We start from the raw sequence: 23936 nt of genomic DNA on the forward strand, positions 1-23936 counted from the left end.
TTCACCCCTTCACACTCCCCAGCAGAAGACCTTGGATGTAGTAACGCTGCAGCGCGACGAACAATAGCAGCACCGGAATCACCGTCACCACTGCGCCGGCCATCATCAATTCCACATCCATGATGTGCTCGCGCGACAGTGCCGCCAGCGCCACCGGCAAGGTGTATTGCTCCTGGTCGGTCAGCACGATCAGCGGCCACATGAAGTCGTTCCACGAGCCCATGAAGGTGAAGATGGTCAAGGTGACCAGCACCGGCTTGAGCATCGGCAGCACGATCTGGAAGAAGATGCGCATCTCGCTGGCCCCATCGATGCGCGCGGCTTCGATCAACTCATCGGGAATGCTGCGCGCGTACTGGCGTACCAGGAAGATGCCGAACACCGTCGCCAATGCCGGCACCACCACACCGCCGATGTTGTTGACCAGATGCAGCTGCTTCATCAGCAGGAACAATGGCAGCATCGCCACCTGCGCGGGGATCACCAGCGCGGCCATCAGGATCTTGAAGATGCGCTCGCGGCCGACGAACTGCAGCTTGGCGAACGCATAGCCGGCCATGGTGTTGATCAGCAGCGAGCCGAGCGTGATCAGCCCGGACACCATCAGGCTGTTGGCGAAGTTGCGCGCCATGCCGGTGCGCGCGAACAGCTCGTGGTAATTGGCCAGGGTAAACGCCGAGGGCAGCATCGGCGGGGGGAAGCGGCTGGCCTCGCCGGTGGGCATGAACGACAACGACAGCATCCACAGCAGCGGCGCCAGGCTGACCAGGGCCAGCACCAGCAGGCCGCTGTTGATCAGCACGGCATTCCAGCGCGATTGGCCCACATCACGACTCATATCAAATCCCTCTTGCGGCCGAAGCGCAGCATCACGGTGGTCACCGCCAGGATGATCAGGAACAGCAGGAACGCCACCGCCGACGCGCGGCCGAGGTTCCACCACTTGAAGCCTTCCTCGAACATGAAATACAGCACGCTCACGGTGCTTTGCAGTGGGTCGCCGCGGGTCATCACGTAGGGCTCGGCGAACAGCTGGAAGTAGCCGGAGATGGTGATCACCCCGACCACCATCAGCACCGGGCCTAGCATCGGCAAGGTGATATGCAGGAACTGCTTCCAGCGCGAGGCGCCATCGATGCGCGCGGCCTCGTACAGGTCCTGCGGGATCGCCTGCAGGCCTGCCAGGAAGATCACCATGTTGTAGCCGAAGTTCTTCCACACCGCGAACAGCATGATGGTCGGCATCGCCCAGCGCGGATCGCCCAGCCAGTCGATCGGGGCGATGCCCAGGTGGCTCAGGCCGAAGTTCACCAGGCCGTACTTGATGTGGAACAGATAGCGCCAGATCACCGCCACCGCCACCAGCGTGGTCACCACCGGCGCGAACAAGGCGGTGCGGAACAGGGCCTTGAAGCGCGAGGCCTTGGCATTGAGCAGCAATGCCGCGCCCAGCGACACACCGATCGACATCGGCACGCCCAGCAGCACGAAGTACGTGGTGTTCCACAACGACTTCCAGAACAGCGGCGTCTGCAGCAGTTCGATGTAATTGCCCAGGCCGACGAAGCGCAGATGGCTGCTGTCGGCCAGCGCGTACAGGTCGAAGTCGGTGACGCTGAGCACCAGCGCGGCGAACACCGGCACGCCGAAGAACATGCCCAGCACCAGGATCGAGGGCGCGGCGAACACCCAGCCGGCGACGGAATTGCGCTTCATCATCGTGCCGCTCCCTCGCCCGCTGCCGGTGCTGGCGCTGCGGCAGGTGTCGCCGCAGGCGTTGCCGTTTCACCCGCCGGGCCGACATGCCCGCCCTCCTGTTCGAAGATCCAGCGGCGCTTGGCCAGAATCTCGTCCACGCGTTTATCCAGTTCCTGCACGGCGGCCTCGTGCGATTGGCCGCCACGTACCACCCGCTCGGTCACCAGGCGCATTTCCTGCACGATGCGCTCCCATTCCAGCACCTTGGGCGTGGCCTTGACCCGCTCCAGCTGGTCGCCGAAGGCATGCGCCAGTTCGTCGTTGGCCAGCGAGGGCAACTTCCAGGTGCTGCGACGCGGCGGCAGGTCGCCGATGATGGCGTGGAAGCGCGCCTGCACCTGCGGCTGCGAAAGGTATTCGATCAGCTTCCAGCTGGCATCCTTGTGCTGGGACGACTTGAAGATCACCAGGCTGGAACCGCCGGCGATGCCCGCGCCCAGGCCGTTGGGTCCCGGCAGCGGCGCGGTGCCCCACTTGCCTTCCATGCCCGGCGGCTGGCGCAGCTTGAACTCGCGCACGTTCCACGGGCCGGACAGGTAGAACGCGTAGTAACCGTTGAAGAATTCGTACCAGACGTTGGAGACCTGGGTCTCGGACACCTTCGGCGCCCAGCCCTTCTGGTACATGCCGTCGTAGAAGCCCAGCGCCTTGCGGAAGCCCTGCCCGCGGAAGTTGCCGTAGTTGTCGTGGTCGCGCAGCAGGCGGTCGTCCTGCTGCAGCGCGAACGACAGCTGCTGTTCGAATTCATTGAGCGGCATCAGGATGGCGTAGCGGTCCGGGCCAACCTTGCGCTTGATCGCCGCCATCACCTGTTCCATCTCGGCCCAGGTCTTGGGCATCTCGCTGTAGCCGGCCTCGCGCAGCAGGTCCTTGCGATAGAACAGCAGCCGGGTGTCCACATACCACGGCACCCCATACAAGGTGCCGTCGACCAGATTGGTGTCCCACACGCCCGGGAAGTAATCCTGCGGGTCGACGATCTTGGAGCGCGCCACGTACGGCTGCATCGGTTCCAGCGTGTCCAGCAAGGCGAACTCCGGCAGCCAGGTGTTGCCGAGCTGGCATACGTCCGGCAAGCCATCCGCCGCGAAGGCGGTGAGCAGTTTTTCGTGCGCCGCCGTCATCGGGATGTTCTGCACATCCACGCGGATGTCGGGGTTCTGCTTCTCGAACTCCGTCACCAGCTCGGCGACCACTTCGGCCTCCTTGCCCATGGCCCAGAAGCGCACGGTGGTCTTGGCCGGGTCGGCGCGGTCGCATCCCGCCGCACCTGCACACAGGGCGGCGGCCAGTATCAACAATTTCAAAAGGCGCACGGATTACTCGGGTTTGGGGCGTTGCGTGGAGTTTTGCCGCTGCGATGGGTCCTGCTGGGCCTGGGCGGCGGCGGCGCGCGACTCGGCCATGCCCAGCGAGCGGGCAGCGGCTGCCTGCTCGTCCTTCTTGGGCAACGGCTGCGGCTCGCCTTCGGGGGTGAGCCAACCGCCGGTGAAGCCGGCGCGTTCCAGACCGGCGCGGATGTAGGGGTTCTTCTTCATCACCGTCCAGACGAATTCGTTCTGGTAGTTGGCGATCATCGCCAGGATCGGGCCCTGGTCGATGGCGATGTAGTCGCTGGCCACCCAGCCGCGGTCCGGCACCATGCGCCCGGTTTTGAGCGGGATGTCGTAGTTGAAGCTGGGGTTGAACGAATCCAGGAAGCCGTAGCTGGAATACAGGAAGTCGCCGTAGCGCTTGTGCATTTCTTCCGCAGCCGGAATCACCACTTCGGGTGCGAACACGATCGAAGAGATCGCCGCCGACGGCACGATGGTGCCGTCGTCGAAGTTCTCGCGCAGGCCGGCGCCGCGCGAGGAGTAATGGCGGAACTGGCGCTGCTCGCCACGGTATTCCTGACTGGTGTTCTGCGGGCCGTCGCCGGCGGTCAGGCCCCAGACATTCTCGCCGTAGTCCTTCCACTTCATCGGGTTATCGATGGCGTAGTCGCGCTGGGCCAGGGTAGCGCGGCGGCTGTTGAGGAAGTAGTCGATGCCGCGCTCGCGCATGTACTGGTCCTGGATATCGCGGAAGTCGATCCAGACATGGCTGTATTGGTGACCGAACAGCGGGCCGAAGGATAGATATTCCTGGCCCTGGTAGACGCCCCAGTCGTTGTTGTAGGTGCGGGTCCAGCTGGTCCAGGCATCCGGATCCACGCCGTGGGTGGGCGAGCCGAGCGCGAGGATGTACAACATCATCGCTTCGTTGTAGCCCATCCAGTCGTGATCGATGAAACCGCTCTCGGGGAACCAGCCCATCGAGATCAACGGTGCACGCTGCTGCAGCCAGCGCCAGTCCACACGCTTGTACAGCGTGTCGGCGATCTGGCGGATTTCTTTTTCGCGCGGGTCCTCGCCGTTGTAATACGACTGGGTGAACAACACGCCCATCATCAGCAGCGCGGTGTCCACACTGGATAGCTCGACCCAGCTGTCGTAACGCTTGCCCTGCTGCATGTCCAGAAAGTGGTAGTAGAAGCCCTTGTACCCGGCCCTACCGGTCCGCTGCGGCCCCATTGGCGCGTCGCGGAAGAATTTCAGTGTGGTCAAGGTGCGGTCGATCGCCTGATTGCGGCTGATCCACCCATTCTCGATCCCGATCGGATACGCAGTCAGCGCAAACCCGACCGACGCGATACTGGCGAACGGGCGCGACGGAAACCGATCCGGTGCCAGTCCGTTGAGTTCGTTGGTGGTGTCCCAGAAAAACTGGAAGGTGCGACGCTCGATGTCCGAAAACAGTGGCGGCAACGGCGGTTTGACCGGCTTGGGTGGCAGCTGCGCTTCCACCAGAATGACTTTCACCGGTGCCTTCTTTTCGGCCACCTTAGGTTCCTCGGCCTGTTTGCATGACGCCAGCACCAGCGCGCCCAGCAATAGTGGAATCGTCAACCAATACGAAGTCCTGCCCCTGTTCATCCGCCCCCCACTCGTGTAATCGATTACATCTCGCACGCCAACCTACCCTATCCAGGCGCCGAGTTCGACCGCCCTGACACTGCCAGGGCGGTCGAGTACCTCACCAGTTCAGGCCAAAGGCCAGACGGAAGGTACGCATCGGCGACGCCAGCACACCGGTTGGTGTGCCGTAAGCCGTGTTCAAGTCTCCAAGTGTCCCGGTTTCGCCGTTGAAGTTGGCGTAGTTCACCCAATTGAACACGTTGAGGATATCCGCACGCACGTTGAATTTGACACCGCCACCGGTATCCCATTCTTTATTGGCTGCGATGCTGAACTCCTTGTAGCCCAGTGTGCCGTCCGGCTTGAACTGGACGATATAGCACTGGTCGTTACCGGCCACGCAGTTCTGGCCGTAGCGCGCGGTCTGGCTGGCCAGCGACAGCTTGCCGGACAGCTTGATCTCGTACGGCAGCTCGTAGATGCCGGTGACCACCAGACGGTTCTTGGCGATACCGCCGGCCTCACGCCAGCCGTAGTCTTCGACGCGTTCGCGATCCAGTGCGTAATGCTCGCCGAACTGGCGGTTCTCCTTGGCATCGGAAAAGGTGTAAGCCACGGTCAGGCCCCAGCCGGATTCCTCGTCATAGGGCTTTTCGACCTGCAAGGCGAGCTGGTTGTTGCGGGTCTCCACGCCATTGGTGCCCAGCACGATGGCGCTGTAGCCATTGGGACCATCGTTCGGCGAGCCGGAGGTGGTGCCCGGCTGGAAGAACGAGCCGTCCGGCAGACGGTTGCCACGCACGAACGCGAAGCCGTCATGACTTTCGATACGGCTCAAGGTCACATCGGTGTACCAGTCCTGGCCCCACAGCGGCACCATGTTACGCATGCCGATGCTGTATTGGTCCGAGTACGGGGTCTTGATGTTGTTGTCGATCAGGTAGACCTCGCGACCGCCACCGCCGGTGCTGTTGGCCGTCAACGTGTTCAAACCTTCCTGCGTGCTGTAGGCCGGATTCCATGCGGTGCATGGGTCGCCGAGACAACCTGAGGCGTTGGGAGCGCCGGGGTTATTGAAGTAGTAGCTATAGGAGTTAAAGGAGTTGTTGAGCTGCTCCAACGCCAGGTAATCGAAGATGTTGCGATCGTATGCACGGCCGGCACCGCCGTAGATCACATGCGCCTGATCGCCGAACAGATCGTAGGAGGCACCCAGGCGCGGCTGCCAGGCGTTCTTGAACGCCTTGCGGTTGTTGCCGGTACTGATGAAGTCGTTGATGTTGTAGTTGGCGTTTTGAAGGTTGGGCCAGTTCTGCAGTGCACCGGCGACGTCGGACGGGGTCACGAAGTCCAGAAACGCCGGGGATTCTTCGTAGTCGTAGCGCACGCCCAGGTTCAGGGTCCAGTGCTCGTTGACCTCCCAGTCGTCCTGCAGGTAGATGCCGTACTGCTTGTTCTTGGACACCACCGAGCCGCCACCTTCCACCAGCGGCGCACCGAAGCGCACCCGGTATGGCGTTTCGATGTCGCTGAGGATGTTGTAGTAGTACTGCGGGTTGGCCGGGTTGAACTGGGTGGAGTTCAGATCGATGCTCTTGAACTTCACGCCCATCTTGACGGTGTGCGCGCCGTGCCATTCCAGGCTGTTCAAGGTCAAATCGTCCTGGAAGGTCCAGCCCTTCTGACCCTTGCGCTGAAAGCTGCTGCCTGCGCCTGCGGACAGCACTTCGTCCTCGATGCCGCGTACTGGTGCATAACTCAACACATAACCGGTGCCGTTGTTGATCGGCGCCTGGTTCCAGAACGCGCTCTCGTAGCTGAGGTTGGCTTCGTTGAGGAAGTTGGCACCGCTGTACTGCCAGCGCAGGTTGGCGCGCTTTTCTTCCTGGCCGTTGATGCTGCCGTGCTCGAAGGTCGAGGTGCCGCCGACGTCGTTGAGCTCGTCTTCCTTGCGGTACTTGCCGCTCAGCTCGAACAGGTTGTTGTCGCCGATGGTCCAGTCGATCTTGGCGAAGTACAGGTCTTCCTTGAACGGGGTGCTGTAGGTGGCCACCAGCGGCTGCAGCTGCGCAGGCAACTGGTCGACGCGATCGGAATAGATCGAACCCGGGATCACCACGTTCGGGGTGGTGTATTCCTTGGCTTCATAGGCGACGAAGAAATGCGCCTTGTCCTTGAGGATCGGGCCGCTGAAGGTGGCGCCGTACTGGGTCTCTTCGAAGTCGTCGCGCACGCCGGCGCGCTTTTCCAACGGGCTCTCTTCGCGCCAGCCGTCGTTGCTGGTGTCCCAGAAGAAGCTGCCGTGGAAATCGTTGGTACCGGACTTGGACGAGGCCACGATGGCCGCGCCGCTGACCTGGTCGAACTCGGCCTTGTAGTTCGAAGTGATGACCTTGTACTCGCCGATCGCCGACTGCGGGAACGGGTTGCCGCGGCTGGAATCCTGGCCGCTGACGCCGCCGGTCAGCACATAATTCTTCTGGCTCACGCCGTCGATGTAGACGTTGGTGCCTTCGGCCGAGGTGGCACCCGAGCGGACCTTGGTGGTGCCGTTGGCCTCGCGGGTGAACTGCACGTTCGGCACGGTGTCGGCCAGTTCCAGGAAGTTGCGCGTGGCACGCGGCAGGTTCTGGATCTGCACGTTGGAGATATACGTGGCGTTCTCGGAGGTGCGGGTTTCCACCAGCACCGGCGGCGCCTTGACCTGCACCGCATCCAGCGTGGTGGCGTTACCACCGTCGGCCGTGGCGGGTTCGCCGCCGACGCCCAGATTCAGGGTGGCGGTCTGGCCGACCTGCACGGTGACGTTCTGCGAGGTGGTCTGGCCATTGGCGGTGACGTCCAGACGGTACGACCCCGGCGGCAGGCCGCCGAGCGAATAGCCGCCATTGCTGACCTGTACGGTGCGGGTCAGACCGGTGGCGAGGTTGGTCGCGGTGACCTGGGCCTGGGTGGCAGGTGCGGAGTCGACGGTGACCTGGCCGCGGATGGTCGCGGCAGCACTCTGCGCGAAGGCCGGTGCGGCGCCCAGCAGCAGGCAACTGGCCAGGGCGCAGCTGAGCAGCTTGCGCGCCGGACTGGCGGAATGGGGGTTGTGGTGGCGCATTGGTCCCTCCAGGGATCGGTACAGAGTGTTGTTGTGGCGTTGCGGTCTTGCAGGAACGACCGCTGCGGGGGCAGCGGGAGCGGACAGAACGTCCGCGAAGAGGTCAGTGGCCAGACAAAGGTCAGGACCGAATGGATCAGCAGCGAATGGAGTCAGAGGCCAGGCTCGCCGGCACCGCAGGAGGCGCGGATCACCAGCTCGGGCGTCAGCAACTGGCGGATGCCGTCGTCGTCGCCGGTCTGCTCGACCAGCCGCATCAGCCGGGTCATCGCCTGCCCGCCCAGGTGCGCGATGCTGACCCGCATCGTGGTCAGTGCCGGATGGACGAAACGGGCTAGCGGAATATCGTCGAAGCCAGCCAGGGCCACATCGCCAGGCACCGAGACATCGGCCTGCGCGAATGCGTACAGGCAGCCCAGCGCGGTCATGTCGTTGGCGGCGAACACCGCATCCGGCAACGTGCCGTCGGCCAGCATCGCCAACCCGGCGCGGTGACCTGAGGCCTCGTCGAAATCGCCCGGATATTCCAGACCCTGTGCTTGATCGCCATGCGCAGCGATCGCATCGCGGAACCCGCGCAGGCGTTCGCGCGCATCGAAATTGAGCACCGGCCCGCCGATGAAGGCGATGCGTCGATGGCCGGCGCGCAGCAGATGCTCGGTCATCGCCATGGCGCCGGCATGGTCGTCGATGCTCAGTACCGGGTAATCGGCACCGGGCAGATGCGCATTGATCAACACCGTCGGCAGCGCCTGCGGCAGGTTGTCGGTGAGAAAACCCGGCTGCTCGGCGTAGGGAGACAGCACCAGCAAGCCGTCCACGCGTCCGCGCATGGACTGCAACGCCCTGCCCTGCGCTTCCGGGTCGCCGTGATAGCTGGACACCAGCAGGTGCTGGCCGGCGGCGCGCGCCGCCCCATCGATGCCGCGGATCAGTTCGGAAAAGAATTCGCCGTACAGATCCGGCAGCACCACGCCCAGGGTCTGGGTGCGTCGGCTGCTGAGGCTACGCGCCGCCGCATGCGGGCTGTAGCGCAACCGCGCAGCCACTTCCTGCACCAGCTGGCGCACCGGCCCGGCGACGTTATCGTGCCCATTGAGCGCACGCGACACCGTTGCGACGGAGACCTGTGCTTCCCGAGCGACATCTTTGATGGTGACCGCACCATTGGCCATTCGTGTCGCCCTCCGCGACCGAGTTCCCAAAACTGGCGCGGACTGTAAGCGTTTTCATATGAGGGCGTAAACCCCCATCTTCACATCGATGAAAACGCTTACAGATCAACTAGCTGCAGGTGATGAATAGGTGAAAGATTGTGCTGCGTCGCAACAATCCCGCACTGTCGTGTCCACCAGCGAAGCACAACGTGGATCACGGTTGGGGCAGTTTGTTCCGCCATGTCGGGGGACAGTCGACCCCGTAGGAGCGCACCTGGGCGCGACGGGCCTTACCGATAACCCCTGTCGCGCCCAGGTGCGCTCCTACGACGGCCGACCTGGTTACCCCGCCTCACCAGGCGCAAACGCCTCGATCGACAAGGCGTGGATATCGGTCTGCATCATCTCGCCGACTGCGGCATACACGGCGCGGTGGCGCGCCAGCGGCGCCTTTCCAACGAACGCGGCACTGACCACGCGCACATTGAAATGCCCGCGCCCATCGCGCGCGCCGGCGTGCCCGGCGTGGCGATGGCTGTCGTCAACCACCTCCAGCTCGCTCGGCGCCAGCGCCGACTGCAATGCGGCGCGGATCCGCTCGACCCGGCTCATGGCAGCACCCGCCGGAACGGGCGGACCTCGGTGCGCACATACACGCCCGCCGCCACATATGGATCGGCATCGGCCCAGGCGCGCGCCTGTTCCAGCGATTCGAATTCGGCAATGACCACGCTGCCGCTGAATCCGGCCGGACCCGGATCCTCGGCATCGATGGCCGGGCATGGGCCCGCCACCAGCAAGCGGCCGGACGCCGCAAGCGCCTGAAAACGTGCCAGATGCGCCGGTCGCGCCTGCTGCCGCGCGGCCAGCGCATCGGCCTGGTCATACCCTTCGATTACGTACCACACACGCCACCTCGCCAAAGACTTGAAGATCACTGCCGGAGATTCTAGCCGTGTCAGCGCTGGACACCGCCCCCGCGCACGCATTACCCTTGGCACCACTGCACACGCAACCGGACGCAGCGGCCCGTCGGCCCAGGCCCCACGCCTCACTCGACGACCGATTCGCTGCCCACCACCGGCCCGTGTAGACGACCTCCTCGCTGTTCCGTCGCCGCATGCCACGTGGCGCCTGTTTTCATGTGGATTGGCGTATGTGGATTTGTGGGATCGTGCCGGCACAGGCACGACATTAGATTGCAATTACTCAAGGCAAAGCCCTGCAGGCGCGGCTCAGACCGCGGCCGGCGACCGCAACACCCGATGTCGACCTGATGAATTCCGAACTCGCGCACGACGCGAATCCGCCAGCCACAAGCGCGCCGCCACAGCAGCAGGAAATGCCGCTGGCGGTGGTGCATGGGCAACCGGTGCTGCAGATCCCGCAGGATCTGTATATTCCGCCGGACGCGCTGGAAGTCATCCTGGATGCCTTCGAAGGCCCGCTGGATCTGCTGCTGTATCTGATCCGCCGCCAGAATCTGGACATCCTGGATATCCCCGTCGCCGAGATCACCCGGCAGTACGTGGACTACATCAATGTGATGCAGGAGCTGCGCTTCGAACTGGCGGCCGAATATCTGGTGATGGCCGCGATTCTGGCCGAGATCAAATCGCGCATGCTGTTACCGCGCCCGCCCAGCCAGGAAGGCGAGGAAAACGACCCGCGTGCCGAGTTGGTACGCCGGTTGCAGGAATACGAACGCTTCAAACAGGCCGCCGAGGATCTGGACACCCTGCCCCGCATGGGCCGCGACAGTGCGCCGGTGCAGGCGCATCTGCCCGAGCGCGCAGCGGTCAAGCTGCCGCCGCCGGTGGAACTGAAAGAAATGCTGATGGCGCTGTACGACGTGCTCAAGCGCGCCGAACTGTTCACCGGCCATGCGATCAAGCGCGAGGCGCTGAGTGTGCGCCAGCGCATGGGCGATGTGCTGAGCCGTCTGGACGATGGCAAGTTCTACCGTTTCGAATCGCTGTTCACTGCCGAAGAAGGCAAGCTCGGCGTGCTGGTCACCTTTTTGGCGCTGCTCGAATTGGCCAAGGAGCAGTTGCTGGACATCGTGCAGGAAGCGCCGCTGGCGCCGATCTACGTGAAGTCGTTGGCGTTGGGCAATACCAATGCGCCGTTGCAATTCTCCAGCGAATTCGACGACAGCGATGCCGCCAACGAACCTATCTGAAGCCGATCACCGAATGGATCAAGCGCTGATCACCCGCATTATCGAAGCCGCCCTGTTGGCGAGCAGCCAGCCGCTGACGCTGGCGCAGCTGCAGGGGCTGTTTCCGGAAGAAGAACCGGCGCCGCCCGGCAGCGTCGAGCGCGCGCTGGAACTACTGCGCGAGGGCTGCGCAGAGCGCGGGGTGGAACTGGTCGAGGTGGCCTCCGGCTTCCGCTTCCAGGTCAAGGCCGATGTACATGGCTGGGTTGCCCGTCTGTGGACCGAACGCCGCACCAAGTACACCCGCGCCACGCTGGAAACCCTGGCGCTGATCGCCTACCGCCAGCCGATCACCCGCGGCGAGATCGAGCAGGTGCGCGGCGTGGCGGTCAGCAGCAACATCATCCAGGCCCTGGAAGAACGCGAGTGGATCCGCGTGGTGGGCCACCGCGACGTGCCCGGCAAGCCGGCCCTGTTCGGCACCACCAAGGGGTTTCTGGATTACTTCGGGCTCAAGCGATTGGACGAGCTGCCGCCATTGTCTGAGTTGAAGGACATCGCCGAGCTGGAACCGCAGCTGCAGCTGGACCGCGACGGGCAACTGGATGGCGCAGTGCCGGCATCGGCGGCGATGGATGCAGCGCTGGGTCAGACGGAGGCCGATGCGGCTGACCCGGACTCCGATGGCGACACCATCGATGCCGAACTGGATGAAGAAACACACGACGCCGGCGATGCAGATAACGCCACCGACGCCGAAGACCCGATCGACGCAACACCGCAACACTCCGAGCATGCCTCGGCGCAGGACCAGAACACGTTGGACCCAGACGACGCCCGTGAGGGCGCCCCCGACACCGCGCCGGGTACGCGCGCGGATGCAGTGAACGAAGACGAAGACAACGCCGTCGCGACGACGACCGTGGCTGTTGACGAAGCCGATTCCGACCCAGAGGCCGACCCGCAACGCGTCGGCCGGAGCCAGACACATGAGTGACACCCCCCGCAAGCTGTCGTTGAACAAACTCTCCCTCAAGCGCGACAGCGCGCCCGAAGCGCCCAAGCTAGAAGAGCGCCTGCACAAGGTGCTGGCCCAGGCCGGCCTGGGGTCGCGCCGCGCGCTGGAACAGCGCATTGCCGATGGCCTGATCAAGGTCAATGGCGCCGTCGCGCAGACCGGTATGTCGGTGCGCAGCGGCGACAAGATCGAGCTGGACGGCCGCAGTTTCGTCGCCAGCGCGCTGACCGAGCCCTCGCGCGTGCTGATCTACAACAAGCCCGAAGGCGAAGTGACCACGCGCGAAGATCCCGAAGGCCGCCCGACCGTGTTCGAGTCGCTGCCGGCATTGAAGGGCTCGCGCTGGATCGCCATCGGCCGCCTGGACATCAACACCACCGGCCTGCTGCTGCTGACCACCGACGGCGAGCTGGCCAACGCGATGATGCATCCCTCCTACGAGGTCGAACGCGAATACGTGGTGCGCGTGCGCGCCCCGGAAGGCGAAGACAAGGTCTCCGACGCCATCATCGAGCGCCTGTCGCGCGGCGTGCTGCTGGAAGACGGCGGCGCCAAGTTCGACGAGATCGAGCGCATCGGCGGCACCGACTCGCACGACTGGTTCCGCGTGGTGGTCAAGGAAGGCCGCAACCGCGAAGTGCGCCGTCTGTGGGAGTCGCAAGGCTGCCAGGTCAGTCGCCTCAAGCGCAGTCGCTACGGCAAGATCTCGCTGCCGCGCGAGTTGCTGCGTGGGCAGTCGGTGGAAGTGGCGCAGGAAAAGGTCGACGCCCTGCGCGCCGAACTCAAGCTGGAAGAAGGCGCACCGTCGGCACTGACGCTGCAGCCGGTGATCGGCCAGCGCCGTGCGGCCAAATCCACCGTGCACGTGTCTCGCGACGGCCGCAGCAATGCCTATGTCAATGGCCAGACCTCCGGTGCCGACGAAGGCCGCGAGCTGCGTCGCTTCGACAATCCGCGCGACGATCGTGGCGGCCGTGGTCGCGGCAAGCCCGGCGGTTTCAAGGGTGGTCTCACGGTCAGCGGCGAAGCCGCCGCGCGGCAGTCGCAGCAGCGCCCGTTCAAGCCGCGCGCACCCGGTAAGGGCGACCGCGCGTTGCCGGACGGCAACCCGGCCGCGTTCCGCAGCTGGTATGTGCCCGATGGCGTGAGTACCGGCCCAAGCGGCCACCGCAACGCCGGCCCCAGCGGTCCCGGCACCGGCCAGGCACGTCCGTACGCCAAGAAGGGTCCGGGCGGTGCGCGTCCGGGTGCAGGCGGTCAGGGTCAAGGCCGCGGCGGTGCTGGCGGCGGCGGTGGACAAGGTCAGTCGCAAGGTCAAGGCCAGGGTCAGCGCAAGCATCCCTATGGTCACCCGGGCAACGCACCGAGCTTCCCGTCCGACCACGCCAACCCGGGCTTCAGTCCGTATGGCGCGGCACGTCCGGCAGCTGGTCGCCCGACCGGCGCACGTGCAGGCGGCCCCGGCGGCAACCGTGGACCGGGCGGTAATCGCGGTCCCGGTGGCCCGGGCGGCGCTCCACGTGGCCCAGGTGGTCCGGGGGGTCGTCCCCCGGGCGGCGGCAACCGTCGGCCACCAGGTGGCGGCAATCGCGGTCGCTAAGCTACAAGACGCGCAATAAAAAAACGGCCCTGCGAAGGGCCGTTTTTAGTTATCGCTTGGATCATGTCTGCTTGAATCACGCGATACATCGAAGTAAGCGCGAAAATATAACTGTGGCTCGCACCAGCGAACCGGCACGCGAGGCAGCTTTAGCGCGGCCAACAAGATGATCTGCGGCTTGGCTGCAGGGCCCTTGCCCGCCCACCATCGCGGGACACGCCGCAAGTACGTCCGTGTAGGCTCTTACGCGGCATCCATGCCGCGTAAGGTCCCGCGACGGTGGGCGGGCAAGGACCGGTCGAGATGGTCGGTATGCGTAGTTACAAGCAGTGCGTGTTGCCCGGCCGTCCGATGCGCTTGTTAAGTGCCGTCCTCCGCGATCTGCTGCGTCTTACTTGCGACGCTCGATCACGAAGTTGCCTACATTGACGCCCAGATCCACGCCCTCGCCCGTTCCGGCCAGGGCCAGCGAAATGTCGCCCTTGGTGACGACCTGTGCGGTGCTGGATTTGACGATGCCGGCGTGCGCTTCGGCCGCCGCGTAGGTGCCGAGCAGATCATTGAGGCTGTAGGCGCCGCTGAAGGTGCCGCGGCCGCCGGTGATCTTGGACTTGCCAACCGTCAGGCCGCCGCCCTTGCTGGAGATCTTGACCGGAATCACTGCACCGTTGTCGCAGGTGATGGTGCCGGTGCCGCTGGCGGTCTTGTAGAACACCGACCAGCCTTCCAGATTGAACGACAATTTGCAGTCGATGTTTCCTGCAGCCTGTGCCTGCGGTGCGAGTGCGGCAGCGCCCAGCAGCGCGAAAAGAGAAAGCGACTTGATCATGCGGGCATTCCGGTTGATGAGCGTGGCGCCGAGCCTAGCAGCGCCGGCGTGGCAGTCGCGACAACTTCCAGGCATCGCACAGGCGACCGTTCAGCGAATGATTGCCGCTGCCGCCAGGCGCGCCTGGTGGTGCAGGAAGCACCTTGCGCATGGGATGATCGCGGCATGTTGCGTACCGCTCACCTCACCCTGTTGACCGCCCTGCTATTGCCGTCTGTAGCCATTGCCGGCGAGGCCATTCCGACCCAGCGCTACACCGTGGTGAAGACCTATCCGCACGACACCGGCGCGTTCACCGAGGGCCTGTTCTATCTGGACGGATACCTTTACGAAAGCACCGGGGAACTTGGCCGTTCCAGCGTACGCAAGGTCGAGCTGCACACCGGCCGCATATTGCAGCAGGCCACGACACCGCCGCCCTACTTCGGCGAAGGCATCGTGGCCTGGCGCGACACGCTGATTCAACTGACCTGGCGCAATCAGCAGGGCTTTGTCTACGACCTGGCCACGCTCACGCCGCGTACGCGTTTTGCGTATTCCGGCGAGGGCTGGGCGCTGACCAGCGATGCCAGCAGCCTGTACATGAGCGATGGCAGCTCCACCATCCGCCGCCTCGATCCGGAGACGCTGCAACAGGTTGGCAGTCTCAAGGTCACCGCCAGCGGCAGGCCACTGGACAACCTCAACGAGCTGGAATGGGTGAAGGGCCAGTTGTTGGCCAACGTCTGGTTGACCACGCGCATCGCACGCATCGACCCGGCCAGCGGCAAGGTGGTTGCCTGGATCGATTTGAAGGCACTGGTGCCGGATGACCAGACACTGACGGATCCGGGCAACGATGTGCTCAACGGCATCGCCTATGACGCCAAGCACGATCGCCTGTTCGTCACCGGCAAGCATTGGCCGAAGCTTTACGAACTTCGGCTGGCTGAGTAGCCGGGATTGGGGATTGGGGATTGGAGATTCGGGATTCGGAATTGGCGTAAGCGGCATTGGCGCAGGCAGCAGCATGCTCGCTGTTGCGAATCCCTAATCCCTAATCCCTAATCCCTAATCTCAAACGTATCGGCATCCAGCATCGCCGGGAAGCGCGCGCGATGCTCGGCCAGCGCCGACGCACTGATGGTGGTGGTGACCACTTGCGGCCGCTCGCGAATTTCCAGCTGCGGCTGGCCCAGGAAATCGATCACCGCGCTGTCGCCGGCGTAGTGCAGCTGATTGCCATCGACGCCGACGCGGTTGACCGCCGCCACAAAGCACAGGTTCTCGATCGCACGTGCGCGCAGCAGCGTCTTCCACGCGTAGGCGCGCGCAGACGGCCAGTTGGCCACGAACAATTGCAGATCGAAATCCAGCTGCCCCGGCCGCTCGACATCGTAGCGATTGCGGCAGAACACCGGAAAACGCAGGTCGTAGCAGACCTGTGGATTGATCCGCCAGCCCTTCCATTCCACTGTCAGGCGATCGCGCCCGGCGGCATAGCGCAGATGCTCGTTGCCGAAGCGGAACAGATGGCGTTTGTCGTAGCACTGCAGCGCGCCATCCGGGGTAGCCCATAGCAGGCGGTTGAACACGCCCTGCTCGGTGCGTACCTGCACGCTGCCGGTGATGGCGGCCCCCAGCGTTGCTGCCTGTGCACGGATCCACGCCACCGTGGGGCCGTCCATGCCTTCCGCCTTGAAGATGGCATCGTTGGAGAACCCGCTGGTAAAGGTCTCCGGCAGGATCACCAAATCGGTCTGCCCGGCCAACGGCTCCAGCAACGCGCCGTAGTAATCGCGGTTGCCGGCCGGGTCGTGCCAGCGGGTGTCGCCCTGGACAAGCGAGATGCGGAGGTCGTGCATGGTTGAGGCTCGGGAATGGAGAATCGGGATTCGGGAATCGGACGGCGAGTTTTCGTGCGGCTTCATGGCATCAGGCTTTCTGCGGATTCAGATCGAAAAGCGACCAACCGCCTTTTCGATTCCCGAATCCCCATTCCCGACTCCCAGCCCCTCAGAGCTTCTGCAAGCGCTCGATCGCCGCATCCAGCGTCGCATCGTTCTTGGCGAAGCATAGCCGTGCCAGACGCTGGCCAGCGGGCGCGGTTTCATAGAACGGCGAGAGCGGAATCGCCGCCACGCCCTTCTCCACCGTCAGCCACTTCACGAACTCGGTGTCGGGCAGGTCGCTGATGGCCGAATAATCCACCAGCTGGAAATAGCCGCCGGGGACGGGCAATGGTTTCAGACGTGTGGTCAGCAGCTGTTCGCGGAAACGGTCGCGCTTGGCTTGATAGAAGGCGCCAAGTTGCGCGTCGTGTTCGGGTTCGTCGCGGATCATCGCGGCGAACGCGTGCTGGGCCGGGCCGAAGCTGGTGAAGGTGTTGTATTGGTGCACCTTGCGGAACTCGGCGCTCAGTGCCGGCGGTGCGATGGCGTAGCCGATCTTCCAGCCGGTGCAGTGATAGGTCTTGCCGAAGCTGGAAATCACGAATGCGCGCTCGCGCAATTCCGGCCAACGCAACACCGACTCGTGACGACGGCCGTCGAACACGATGTGTTCGTAGACCTCGTCCGAGAGCAGGAAGATCTCGGTGCCGCGCAGCAGTTCGGTCAGCGTCTGCATGTCGGCGGCCGACAGCATCGCGCCGGACGGGTTGTGCGGCGAGTTGATCATCAGCAGGCGCGTCTTCGGCGTGATTGCGGCGCGCAGCGCCTGCCAATCGACCGCGAAGGTCTGCGGGTCCAGCGCCACGTGCACCGCGCGCGCGCCGGCCAGATCGATCGCCGGCTCGTAACAGTCATAGGCCGGGTCCAGCACGATGACCTCCTCGCCAGCGCGCACCACCGCGTGGATGGCGTTGAAGATCGCCTCGGTGGCACCGCTGGTGACGGTGATCTCGCTGTCGGCATCGACCTGCGCGCCGTAGCAGCGCTGCGCCTTGCCGGCAATGGCCTGACGCAAGGCCGCCACGCCGGTCATCGGCGGGTACTGGTTGTGGCCGGCCGCCATGGCCTTGGTCAGTTCATCGACCAGCCGCGACGGCACCGCGAAATCGGGAAAACCCTGGCCCAGATTCACCGCGCCGTGCTCGGCCGCCAGCTGCGACATGACGGTGAAGATGGTGGTGCCCACCTTGGGCAGCTTGGTCGTGAGGGGCATCGTGCCGGTCCGGACAAGAAACGGGGGGACCGCGAGTGTACGCAAAGCCGCCAGGCGGTTGCGCCCGGCCGGTGCAAAACAGCGTTCCCGGACACATCAGGCCGCCCAGTGCACCCCCGACACCGGGCCATCGTCGCTACAATGCGCGCCCAGTCTGGAGCGTGCCATGCCCCGGCCCTTCCCCATACCGTCCTGCGACGGGAGCCCGCTGCGCCGATGACCGAACCGCTGCACACTGCGCCACCGCTGCTGGCCGCGCGCGCCCTGGCCTTCAGCCGCAACGAGGAGCCGGTGTTCGGCCCGCTGGATTTCCATGTCGATGCCGGCGAAGCCTTGCTGGTACAGGGCGACAACGGCGCCGGCAAGACCACACTGCTGCGCGTGCTGGCTGGCTTGCTGCATGTGGAACGTGGGCAGATCCTGATCGACGGCAAGACCGCGCGGCGCGGCGACCGCAGCCGCTTCATGGCCTATCTCGGTCACCTGCCGGGCCTGAAGGCCGACCTCAGCACGCTGGAGAACCTGCACTTTCTGTGTGGTTTGCATGGCCGCCGCGCCAAGCAGATGCCCGGCAGTGCGCTGGCCATCGTCGGCCTGGCCGGTTACGAAGATGCGCTGGTGCGGCAATTGTCGGCCGGCCAGCGCAAGCGCTTGGCGCTGGCGCGGTTGTGGCTGTCGCCGGCCCCGCTGTGGCTGCTGGACGAGCCCTACGCCAACCTGGATCTGGACGGCATTACCCTGGTCAACCGGATGATCTCCGCGCACCTGCGCGGCGGTGGCGCGGCGCTGGTCACCACCCACGGCGCCTATGCGGCGCCGCCGGTGCGCACGCGCATGCTCACGCTGGAGGCGGCAGCATGAGCCTGCATTCGCCGCAACCCTCGCTGTGGCAGGCCGCGCGCGCCTTGTTCAGCCGCGATCTGCAATTGCTGTGGCGGCGCCGCAGCGACGCGCTGCAGCCGGCCCTGTTCGCCTTGTTGATCGTGGTGCTGTTCGCGCTGGGCCTGGGTGGGCGCCCGGATCTGCTGGCGCAGGCCGCGCCGGCGGTGCTGTGGCTGGCTGTGTTACTCGCGGGGCTGCTGTCGCTGGATGCGTTGTTCCGCAGCGATGTGGAAGACGGCTCGATGGAGCAATGGCTGCTGGCGCCGGTGCCGCTGGCTTGGCTGATCGCGGTACGCGTGCTGCTGCACTGGGCGACCAGCGCATTGCCGTTGATTGCGGCGACGCCGCTGCTGGGCGAATTGCTGCACCTGCCACATGACCAACTCCCTGTGTTGCTGGCATCGTTGGCGCTGGGAACACCGCTTTTAAGTCTGCTCGGCGCCGTGGTTGCGGCGCTGACGGTGACGATGAAACGCTCTGGTATTCTCGTGGCGTTGCTTGCGTTGCCGTTGTATGTGCCGGTGCTGGTGTTCGGTGCCGGCAGTGTTGCGGCAAGTGGACAAGGACAGGATGCGGTGGGTGCGTTGTTGTTGTTGGGCGCTGGCTTGGTGATCGGTGTGGTTCTGGCACCGCTGGCTGCGGCTGCCGCGATCCGTATTTCGCTGAGCTGAAGTGTGTGATCGATGCGGTGGTGATGATGCGCACAGCGCCGAGCGCCATTGCAGTTGCAAGCGCCATTGCAGTTGCAAGCGCGATTTCAGTTGCAAGCGCCACTGCTGTTTCGAGAGCTAATGCCATTCCAAGGGCTACTGCCATCGTATGAACGTCGTCGTCCACTGGTTCCACCAACTCGCCTCTCCCCCGATCTTCGACCGTTTCACTGCGCGCTGGGCGCCGTGGTGCTATGCGCTGGCTGCGGTCTTGCTGGGCGTGGGCATCTGGCAAGCCTTGTTCGCGGTGCCGGCCGATTACCAGCAGGGCGACAGCTTCCGCATTCTCTACATCCATGTGCCCAGCGCGTGGATGAGCCTGTTCGTGTTCGGCTTGATGGCCTTGTATGCGGCGATTGCGCTGATCTGGCGCATCAAGATCTGCGAAATCCTGGCGATGGCCTGCGCGCCGATCGGCGCTGCGTTCACCGTGATCACGCTGCTCACCGGCAGCATCTGGGGCAAGCCGATGTGGGGCGCCTGGTGGGATTGGGACCCGCGTCTGACCACCGAACTGATTCTGCTGTTTCTGTATCTGGGCGTGATCGGCCTGTATCACGCCATCGACGATCGACGTCAGGCGGCGCGCGCGGCAGCGTTGCTGGCGATCGTCGGCGTGGCGCTGCTGCCGGTGATCCGCTATTCGGTGGTGTGGTGGAACTCGCTGCATCAAGGCCAGAGCATTCGCCTGCTCGGCCCCTCGACCATCGATGCGAGCATGCTGCTGCCGCTGTGGCTGATGGTGATCGGCACCAAGTTCTGGTTCGCCGGTTCGCTGCTGACGCGTGCGCGCGCCGACAACCTGCGCCGCGAGGCCGGCAAGGCCTGGATCGTGCGCGATGCCCCGGAGGGCGCGGCATGAGCTACCTGCCCTACGTCATCGCCGCCTACGCAGTGTTCGTGCTGGTGCTGCTGTGGGACCTGATCGCCGGCCGCTGGCAGGTGCGCCGCGCATTGAAGATTGCGCAGGCGCGGCGCCTGCGCGAGCGCAAGCGCGCGGCGGTGCCCACCGATGCGGAGCTGATCCGGTGAACCCGCAACGCCGCCGCCGGATGTGGCTGGTGATCGCGCTGGTGCTGGCCGGCGGGCTGGCGACCACGCTGGTGGCGATGGCGCTGCAGCGCAACGTGGCCTATCTGTACACACCGTCGGAAGTACTGCGTGGCGACGCCGGCGACCACGCGCGTTTCCGGCTCGGCGGCATGGTGGAAAAAGGCTCGTTCAAACGCGCGTCCGGCTCGCTGGAAGCGCAGTTCAGCGTCACCGACGGCGATGCACAGCTGGCAGTGCGCTACGACCGCATCCTGCCGGACCTGTTTCGCGAGGGGCAGGCGGTGGTGGCCACCGGTCGCATGCAGCAAGGCGTCTTCGTGGCCGAAGATATCCTGGCCAAGCACGACGAGACCTATATGCCGAAGGAAGTCGCCGACAAGATGGGCAGTGCGCATCGCAAGCACGATGTGCCGGCGGCGGCGGACCAGGCTGGAGGGCTGCGTTGATGGAATCGGTGACGTTCGCTTTCCTGCAGGGCGATGGCCTGCGCGGTCGCTGTGTGGCTGACAACGTCGCCGTGCATGGGGTGGCTTTTGCAAACGCTGCATGGATGACGCCTCTGCATTGCGCTTGCATTCGTTGCCCCACTGCATGCTCACCAACGCGCCGACCCGATGCTGCCTGAGCTCGGCACCTTCCTGCTGATTCTGGCGTTGCTGGTGGCGTTGGTGCAGGCCGCGCTGCCGCTGGCCGGTGCGCAAAGTGGGCGCAGTAGCTGGATGGCGGTCGCGCGGCCGGCCGCGCTGGTGCAATTGGGCCTGATCGCCGCAGCATTCGCGCTGCTGACGCATGCATTCCTGGTGCAGGATTTTTCGGTGCGCTACGTCGCCGAGAATTCCAACAGTTTGTTGCCGGTGATGTATCGCTACTCGGCGGTGTGGGGCGCGCACGAAGGCTCGCTGCTGCTGTGGACGCTGGTGCTGGCGCTGTGGACCGGCGCGGTGGCGCTGTGGTCGCGGCAGCTGCCCGCGCATGTCATTGCCCGCGTGCTCGGGGTGATGGCGCTGGTGAGCATTGGGTTCCTGGCCTTTTTGCTGTTTACCTCCAATCCCTTCGCGCGGTTGTTTCCGGTACCGCTGGAAGGCGCCGACCTCAATCCGTTGCTGCAGGACCCCGGCCTGATCATCCATCCGCCGATGCTGTATTGCGGCTACGTCGGCTTTGCGGTGCCGTTCGCCTTCGCCATCGCCGCGCTGCTGGAAGGCCGGATGGATGCACGCTGGCTGCGCTGGACGCGGCCATGGACCAATGTGGCGTGGTCGATGCTCACCGTCGGCATCGCGCTGGGCAGCTGGTGGGCGTATTACGAACTGGGCTGGGGCGGCTGGTGGTTCTGGGACCCGGTGGAAAACGCCAGTTTCATGCCGTGGCTGGTGGGCACTGCGTTGCTGCATTCGCAGGCAGTGACCGAAAAGCGCGGCAACTTCGCCAGCTGGACGTTATTGCTGGCGATCGCTGCATTTTCATTGTCGCTATTGGGTACGTTTTTGGTGCGCTCGGGCGTGCTGACCAGCGTGCATTCGTTCGCGGCCGATCCCTCGCGAGGTCTGTTTATTCTGGTATTCCTGCTGGTAGTGGTCGGTGGTTCGCTGGTGCTGTACGCGATTCGCGCACCGCGCTTGTCGCTGGTCGACGACCCGCGCCGCGCGTTCGCCGGCAGCTCGCGCGAAACCTTGTTGCTGTTGAACAACCTGCTGCTCACCTGCGCCTGCGCGATGGTGTTGCTGGGCACGCTGTATCCACTGCTGGCCGATGCCTTGGGCTTGGGCAAGTTGTCGGTCGGCCCGCCCTACTTCGGCACGCTGTTTTTGGTATTGATGGCGCCGCTGGTGGCGCTGTTGCCGTTCGGCGCATTGACCCGCTGGCAGCGCGAACAGGCCTCGCGCCCGTTGGCGATGTTGGCGCCCTGGGCGGGCCTGGCGGCTGCCGCAGGCGTGCTGGCATGGTTCGTCGCCCCGCAGGGTCAGCTGAAAGCGGCGATCGGTGTAGCCGGCGCGGTGTGGGTGCTGCTCGGCACGGTGCGGTTCCTGTGGACGCGACGCGCGGCCAAGGGCCGGAAATTCACTGCGGAAATGCTTGGCATGGTGCTGGCGCATCTGGGCGTGGCGGTGTTCCTGGCCGGTGCATTGCTGGTGGAAGCGCTGAGCCTGCAACGCGAGGTCGCGTTGGCGCCCGGTGAGCAGATGCAGATCGGCCGCTATGCGCTGCACTTCGATCACGTCGAAGAATTGCGCGGACCCAATTACGTCTCCGATCGTGCCAACGTGCAGGTGTTCAAGGACGATGCGCCGGTGGGCCTGTTGCATGCGGAAAAACGCCGCTACGCCAGCGGCGGGCAGACCTTGACCGAGGCGGCGATCCGCCCCGGTCCGTTCGGCGATCTGTATGTCGCCCTTGGCGAACCGCTGGGCAATCAGGCCTGGGCGGTGCGCGTCCACCTCAAACCGTTCGTCCGCTGGATCTGGCTGGGGGCGCTGCTGATGGCGCTCGGCGGCCTGGTCACCGCGGCCGACCGGCGTTTTCGTCGTTCTCCGGAGATCCAAGATGGTTGAGTCACGTTCGCCCCGCCTACCCACTGCCGTACTCGTGGGTGCCATCGTGCTGCTGCTCGCGCTGGCAGCGCTGCTGGTCTATGCGGTGGTGCGCTCCGGTCAGGACGATCGCGATGCCCTGCCCTCTGCGCTGATCGGCAAACCGGCGCCGGAGTTCGCGCTGCCGCTGCTGCACGACCCCAGCATCGTGGTGCACGCACGCGAACTGCGTGGCGCCCCCTACATCATCAACGTGTGGGGCAGCTGGTGCCCGGCCTGCCGCGAAGAACACCCGGTGCTGAGCCGCTTCGCACTGACCAAGCGCGTGCGCGTGATCGGCTACAACTGGAAGGACGAGCGCACCGATGCACTGCGCTGGCTCGAACAACTGGGCAACCCGTATCTGCTGGTGGTGGCCGATAAAGACGGCCGTACCGCGATCGACTTCGGCATCGCGGCGGCACCGGAAACCTTTCTGGTCGACGGGCGCGGCGTGGTGCGCTGGAAATACAGCGGCATGCTCACCCAATCCATCATCGACACCCAGCTGATTCCGGCGCTGAGCAAGATCGAACGCTCGCCCAGCGCCGCACCGGATCTGCACACCAGCCGATGATGCGCGCCTGGCTGCTGACGCTGCTGTTGCTGCCCTGGCTGGCCCTGGCCCAGCCGGTCGGCGACCCGGCACCGCTGCGTTATGCCTCTACCGAAGAAGAAGCGCGCTTCCACGCATTGACCGCCGAATTCCGTTGCGTGCAATGCCAGAACCAGTCGCTGGCCGATTCGAATGCGCAGATCGCCCAGGACCTGCGTCGCGAAGTGCTGGCGCTGATGCACGAAGGGCGCAGCGATGCGCAGATCCGCCAGTTCCTGGTGGCGCGCTATGGCGAGTTCGTGTTGTATCGGCCGCGTGTCGAATCTCGAACGTGGTTGCTGTGGTTCGGCCCGCTGCTGGTGTTGTTGCTGGGTGCCGGCGCCGTGGTCTTCGTGGTGCGCCGACGCAGCGTGGCTGCGCCCGCCCTGCCCGCCGATGAGCAGGAGTGGTGAT

Annotated in this window: 23 protein-coding genes; 12 read left to right on the forward strand and 11 right to left on the reverse strand. The window is 64.8% G+C overall.

Annotated features, from left to right (window positions below; genetic code table 11):
• Nucleotide 1: 1 nt before the first annotated feature.
• The 8 genes from NYR97_RS20530 to NYR97_RS20565 all read right to left on the reverse strand — a co-directional run bounded on the left by NYR97_RS20530 (nt 2) and on the right by NYR97_RS20565 (nt 9868).
• Complete coding sequence (locus tag NYR97_RS20530; protein WP_316695491.1) at nt 2-838, reverse strand: carbohydrate ABC transporter permease; 837 nt, start codon at nt 836-838, stop codon at nt 2-4.
• Entirely contained in the window at nt 835-1719 is an 885-nt protein-coding gene (locus tag NYR97_RS20535) for a carbohydrate ABC transporter permease (protein ID WP_104533515.1), read from the reverse strand. The genes NYR97_RS20530 and NYR97_RS20535 overlap by 4 nt, the downstream gene beginning before the upstream one ends.
• Nucleotides 1716-3074 carry a sugar ABC transporter substrate-binding protein gene (locus tag NYR97_RS20540; protein WP_316695492.1) on the reverse strand — a complete coding sequence of 453 codons (1359 nt, stop codon included), beginning with the start codon at nt 3072-3074 and terminating at the stop codon, nt 1716-1718. The genes NYR97_RS20535 and NYR97_RS20540 overlap by 4 nt, the downstream gene beginning before the upstream one ends.
• Nucleotides 3075-3077: 3 nt before the next feature.
• The gene (locus NYR97_RS20545) at nt 3078-4715 is read right to left on the reverse strand and encodes a glucoamylase family protein (protein ID WP_205394592.1); all 1638 of its coding nucleotides are present in this window, start codon (nt 4713-4715) and stop codon (nt 3078-3080) included.
• Between the two features lie 100 nt (nt 4716-4815).
• A complete protein-coding gene (locus tag NYR97_RS20550; protein ID WP_316695493.1) occupies nt 4816-7803 on the reverse strand; it encodes a TonB-dependent receptor in 2988 nt (995 codons plus the stop codon).
• A gap of 152 nt (nt 7804-7955) precedes the next feature.
• A complete protein-coding gene (locus NYR97_RS20555; RefSeq protein ID WP_205394590.1) occupies nt 7956-8978 on the reverse strand; it encodes a LacI family DNA-binding transcriptional regulator in 1023 nt (340 codons plus the stop codon).
• A gap of 324 nt (nt 8979-9302) precedes the next feature.
• Nucleotides 9303-9572: a BolA family protein gene (locus tag NYR97_RS20560; RefSeq protein ID WP_104550822.1), complete on the reverse strand. Its 270-nt coding sequence runs from the start codon at nt 9570-9572 to the stop codon at nt 9303-9305.
• Nucleotides 9569-9868 carry a YciI family protein gene (locus NYR97_RS20565; RefSeq protein ID WP_316695496.1) on the reverse strand — a complete coding sequence of 100 codons (300 nt, stop codon included), beginning with the start codon at nt 9866-9868 and terminating at the stop codon, nt 9569-9571. The genes NYR97_RS20560 and NYR97_RS20565 overlap by 4 nt, the downstream gene beginning before the upstream one ends.
• A gap of 368 nt (nt 9869-10236) precedes the next feature.
• Here NYR97_RS20565 and NYR97_RS20570 point away from each other — a divergent pair, with 368 nt between their 5' ends.
• From NYR97_RS20570 to NYR97_RS20580, 3 genes are read left to right on the forward strand one after another with little or no spacing between them, the layout of a single operon-like run.
• Nucleotides 10237-11142, forward strand: coding sequence for a segregation and condensation protein A (locus NYR97_RS20570; protein WP_023904160.1), 906 nt, complete (start codon nt 10237-10239; stop codon nt 11140-11142).
• 13 nt (nt 11143-11155) lie between these two features.
• Nucleotides 11156-12118 (forward strand): SMC-Scp complex subunit ScpB, encoded by a 963-nt coding sequence (gene scpB, locus NYR97_RS20575; RefSeq protein WP_316695499.1) that lies wholly within the window; start codon nt 11156-11158, stop codon nt 12116-12118.
• Nucleotides 12111-13739 carry a pseudouridine synthase gene (locus NYR97_RS20580; RefSeq protein WP_095574793.1) on the forward strand — a complete coding sequence of 543 codons (1629 nt, stop codon included), beginning with the start codon at nt 12111-12113 and terminating at the stop codon, nt 13737-13739. Before scpB ends, NYR97_RS20580 begins: the two co-directional genes overlap by 8 nt.
• Nucleotides 13740-14130: 391 nt before the next feature.
• Here the strand turns inward: NYR97_RS20580 and NYR97_RS20585 are convergent, their stop codons facing one another.
• Complete coding sequence (locus NYR97_RS20585; protein ID WP_006452110.1) at nt 14131-14568, reverse strand: hypothetical protein; 438 nt, start codon at nt 14566-14568, stop codon at nt 14131-14133.
• Nucleotides 14569-14733: 165 nt separating this feature from the next.
• On the opposite strand from NYR97_RS20585, the gene NYR97_RS20590 reads away from it, so the two are divergent.
• Nucleotides 14734-15504 carry a glutaminyl-peptide cyclotransferase gene (locus NYR97_RS20590; protein WP_316695501.1) on the forward strand — a complete coding sequence of 257 codons (771 nt, stop codon included), beginning with the start codon at nt 14734-14736 and terminating at the stop codon, nt 15502-15504.
• A 107-nt stretch (nt 15505-15611) separates the two neighbouring features.
• Here NYR97_RS20590 and NYR97_RS20595 read toward each other — a convergent pair whose 3' ends face one another.
• On the reverse strand, nt 15612-16412 hold the full coding sequence (locus tag NYR97_RS20595; RefSeq protein WP_316695502.1) for an amidohydrolase: 801 nt from the start codon (nt 16410-16412) through the stop codon (nt 15612-15614).
• 151 nt (nt 16413-16563) lie between these two features.
• The gene (locus NYR97_RS20600; protein ID WP_205394584.1) at nt 16564-17712 is read right to left on the reverse strand and encodes a pyridoxal phosphate-dependent aminotransferase; all 1149 of its coding nucleotides are present in this window, start codon (nt 17710-17712) and stop codon (nt 16564-16566) included.
• Nucleotides 17713-17928: 216 nt separating this feature from the next.
• Between NYR97_RS20600 and ccmA the strand changes: the two genes are divergently transcribed.
• The 8 genes from ccmA to NYR97_RS20640 all read left to right on the forward strand — a co-directional run bounded on the left by ccmA (nt 17929) and on the right by NYR97_RS20640 (nt 23935).
• Nucleotides 17929-18573 (forward strand): heme ABC exporter ATP-binding protein CcmA, encoded by a 645-nt coding sequence (ccmA, locus tag NYR97_RS20605; protein WP_205394583.1) that lies wholly within the window; start codon nt 17929-17931, stop codon nt 18571-18573.
• Nucleotides 18570-19265, forward strand: coding sequence for a heme exporter protein CcmB (gene ccmB, locus NYR97_RS20610; protein ID WP_316695504.1), 696 nt, complete (start codon nt 18570-18572; stop codon nt 19263-19265). Before ccmA ends, ccmB begins: the two co-directional genes overlap by 4 nt.
• A gap of 148 nt (nt 19266-19413) precedes the next feature.
• Nucleotides 19414-20166 (forward strand): heme ABC transporter permease CcmC, encoded by a 753-nt coding sequence (gene ccmC, locus NYR97_RS20615; RefSeq protein WP_055826273.1) that lies wholly within the window; start codon nt 19414-19416, stop codon nt 20164-20166.
• Nucleotides 20163-20336, forward strand: a complete 174-nt coding sequence (locus tag NYR97_RS20620) for a heme exporter protein CcmD (protein WP_023904167.1) — start codon at nt 20163-20165, stop codon at nt 20334-20336. Before ccmC ends, NYR97_RS20620 begins: the two co-directional genes overlap by 4 nt.
• The gene (ccmE, locus tag NYR97_RS20625; protein WP_316695507.1) at nt 20333-20803 is read left to right on the forward strand and encodes a cytochrome c maturation protein CcmE; all 471 of its coding nucleotides are present in this window, start codon (nt 20333-20335) and stop codon (nt 20801-20803) included. The genes NYR97_RS20620 and ccmE overlap by 4 nt, the downstream gene beginning before the upstream one ends.
• A gap of 168 nt (nt 20804-20971) precedes the next feature.
• Nucleotides 20972-22909, forward strand: coding sequence for a heme lyase CcmF/NrfE family subunit (locus NYR97_RS20630; protein WP_316695509.1), 1938 nt, complete (start codon nt 20972-20974; stop codon nt 22907-22909).
• Complete coding sequence (locus NYR97_RS20635; protein WP_006452120.1) at nt 22902-23504, forward strand: DsbE family thiol:disulfide interchange protein; 603 nt, start codon at nt 22902-22904, stop codon at nt 23502-23504. Before NYR97_RS20630 ends, NYR97_RS20635 begins: the two co-directional genes overlap by 8 nt.
• Nucleotides 23501-23935 carry a cytochrome c-type biogenesis protein gene (locus NYR97_RS20640; protein WP_316695511.1) on the forward strand — a complete coding sequence of 145 codons (435 nt, stop codon included), beginning with the start codon at nt 23501-23503 and terminating at the stop codon, nt 23933-23935. Before NYR97_RS20635 ends, NYR97_RS20640 begins: the two co-directional genes overlap by 4 nt.
• The last annotated feature ends 1 nt before the right edge of the window (nt 23936 follow it).

It is taken from the genome of Xanthomonas hydrangeae (genome assembly GCF_032697525.1).
Classification (GTDB): domain Bacteria; phylum Pseudomonadota; class Gammaproteobacteria; order Xanthomonadales; family Xanthomonadaceae; genus Xanthomonas; species Xanthomonas hydrangeae.